Origin of the sequence: Demequina sp. (assembly GCF_047975725.1) — a bacterium.
Classification (GTDB): domain Bacteria; phylum Actinomycetota; class Actinomycetes; order Actinomycetales; family Demequinaceae; genus Demequina.
This window is the reverse complement of sequence record NZ_JBKEED010000027.1, coordinates 1-2,825: the sequence shown is the minus strand read 5'-3', so window position 1 is coordinate 2,825 and position 2,825 is coordinate 1. Positions and strand designations below refer to the sequence as shown.

Genomic DNA, 2,825 nt, shown 5'->3' with positions numbered 1-2,825 from the left:
TGGCCGCTCCCGCATCGGACCCCGCAGGCTTCAAGTACCTCGCCCCAAACACCGGATCGGACATCGGTCAGCACTGGATGTACGACGGCAATCACGTGCTGATCATATTCGATGACCTGTCCAAGCACGCCGAGGCCTACCGTGCCGTATCGCTGCTGCTGCGCCGCCCGCCGGGCCGCGAGGCCTACCCCGGCGACGTCTTCTACTTGCACTCCCGTCTGCTCGAGCGTTGCGCCAAGCTCTCGGACGCCATGGGCGCGGGCTCGATGACCGGTCTTCCCGTCATCGAGACCAAGGCCAACGACGTGTCGGCGTACATCCCGACCAACGTGATCTCCATCACGGACGGCCAGATCTTCCTGCAGTCCGACCTGTTCAACGCCAACCAGCGCCCCGCGATCGACGTCGGTATCTCGGTGTCCCGCGTGGGTGGCTCGGCTCAGGTCAAGGCCATGAAGCAGGTCTCCGGAACCCTGAAGATCGACCTCGCGCAGTACCGCTCGCTCGAGGCCTTCGCGATGTTCGCCTCGGACCTCGACGCGGCCTCGCGCCAGCAGCTGACCCGTGGCGCGCGCCTGATGGAGCTGCTCAAGCAGCCCCAGTACTCGCCGTACCCGGTGGAGGAGCAGGTCGTCTCGATCTGGGCCGGCACCAAGGGCAAGCTCGACAAGATCCCCGTGGCCGACGTGCTGCGCTTTGAGCGCGAGCTCCTCGACCACCTGCGTCGCTCGACGTCGGTGCTCACCGACATCGCCGAGTCCGGCAAGCTCTCCGAGGAGACCGAGGCCGCGCTGGGCGAGGCCGTGGACGACTACCTGTCGACCTTCCTGGCCACCGAGGGCACCGAGCTTTCCACCGACTCGACCATCGAGGGCGGCGGCGAGGCTCAGTCCGAGCAGGAGCAGATCGTCGCAAAGAAGAAGAAGTAGTTCATGGGTGGACAGCAGCGCGTCTACCGGCAACGGATCCGGTCGACACAGTCGCTGAAGAAGATCTTCCGTGCGATGGAGCTCATTGCGGCTTCGCGCATCGGCAAGGCACGTCAGCGCGTGACGGCAGCGGGCCCGTACTCGAAGGCGATCACTCGCGCGATTAGCGCGGTCGCGATCCACTCGAGCATCGACCACCCCCTGACCTCCGAGCGCACGGACACCAACAAGGTGGCCGTGCTCGTGGTGAGCGCGGACCGTGGAATGGCGGGCGCCTACTCGGCGAACGCCATCCGCGAGTCCGAGCGTCTGCGCGAGCGGCTCGAGCGTGAGGGCAAGGAAGTGGTGCAGTACGCCTTCGGCCGCAGGGCCGTGTCGTACTTCCACTTCCGTCACCGTGACCTCGCTGGCCAGTGGGTCGGAGGCTCTGACGCCCCCGACGTCGAGACGGCCCACGAGATCGCGGACGCCCTGTACGAGGCCTTCACGGCTCCGGCCGACGAGGGCGGCGTGGCGGAGATCCACATTGTCTTCACGCACTTCACGTCGATGGTGTCGCAGGAGCCGCGCATTGTGCGGCTGCTGCCGCTCGAGGTCGTGGAGGGCGTGGCCGAGCCGGGCGAGGACGTCGAACCGCTGTACGAGTTCGAGCCTTCCGCAGAGGGCGTGCTTGACGCGCTCTTCCCGGCGTACATCCGGGCCCGCATCTACAGCTGCCTGCTTCAGTCCGCGGCATCCGAGCTGGCCAACCGCCAGCGCGCGATGAACACCGCCGTGTCCAACGCCGAGGACATCATTCGTCAGTACACCAGGCTCGCCAACTCGGCGCGCCAGGCCGAGATCACCCAGGAAATCAGCGAGATCGTCTCGGGCGCCGATGCGCTCGCGGCCTCGTGATCGGAAGCGAGACACCCATGACCCCCACCGCGAAGACCGCGAGCACGCCCGCGGACGCGACCCCCGCCGAGGCCAAGGACGCGCCCGAGCAGGCCGTCACCGGCCGTGTGGCACGAGTGATCGGCCCCGTCGTCGACATCGAGTTCCCCGCGGACGCGATCCCCGACATCTACAACGCGCTGACGGTCGACATCGACCTGACCGCGCAGGGTGAGGATGAGGGCATCCTGCACATGACGCTCGAGGTTGCACAGCACCTCGGCGACAACATGGTGCGCGCCATCGCCCTGAAGCCCACCGACGGCCTGGTCCGCGGCGCGCTCGTGGCGGACACCGGCGCCCCCATCTCGGTGCCCGTTGGCGACGTCACCACTGGACACGTGTTCAACGTGACCGGTGAGGTGCTCAACGCCAAGGACGGCGAGACCATCGAGATCACCGAGCGCTGGCCCATCCACCGCAAGCCCCCGGCTTTCGACCAGCTTGAGTCCAAGACTCAGATGTTCGAGACCGGCATCAAGTCGATCGACCTCCTCACGCCGTACGTGCAGGGTGGAAAGATCGGTCTGTTCGGTGGTGCGGGCGTCGGCAAGACGGTCCTCATCCAGGAGATGATCTACCGCGTCGCCAACAACCACAACGGTGTGTCGGTGTTCGCCGGTGTCGGTGAGCGCACCCGCGAGGGCAACGACCTCATCGACGAGATGACCGAGTCCGGCGTCATCAACCAGACTGCTCTGGTGTTCGGCCAGATGGACGAGCCGCCGGGCACGCGACTTCGCGTGGCCCTGTCTGCGCTGACGATGGCGGAGTACTTCCGTGACGTGCAGAAGCAGGACGTGCTGCTGTTCATCGACAACATCTTCCGCTTCACGCAGGCGGGCTCCGAGGTGTCGACGCTGCTGGGCCGTATGCCCTCGGCCGTGGGCTACCAGCCCAACCTCGCGGACGAGATGGGTCAGCTCCAGGAGCGCATCACGTCGACCCGCGGCCACTCGA

At 66.7% G+C, this 2,825-nt stretch carries 2 protein-coding genes and 1 pseudogene; all 3 read left to right on the top strand.

The features are described 5' to 3' along the window. Positions 1 to 929: pseudogene (locus ACK5NO_RS10070) on the top strand (F0F1 ATP synthase subunit alpha); the annotation flags it as partial. Between the two features lie 3 nt (positions 930 to 932). Next, positions 933 to 1,826, top strand: a complete 894-nt coding sequence (locus ACK5NO_RS10065; RefSeq protein WP_416812544.1) for a F0F1 ATP synthase subunit gamma — start codon at positions 933 to 935, stop codon at positions 1,824 to 1,826. A 17-nt stretch (positions 1,827 to 1,843) separates the two neighbouring features. After that, on the top strand, positions 1,844 to 2,825 hold a 982-nt coding region (gene atpD / locus ACK5NO_RS10060), incomplete at its 3' end, for a F0F1 ATP synthase subunit beta (protein WP_416812543.1).

What these genes read in the sequence shown, in the direction of transcription:
- ACK5NO_RS10065 (WP_416812544.1), top strand. Translation starts at nt 933, where the DNA reads ATGGGTGGACAGCAGCGCGTCTACCGGCAACGGATCCGGTCGACACAG.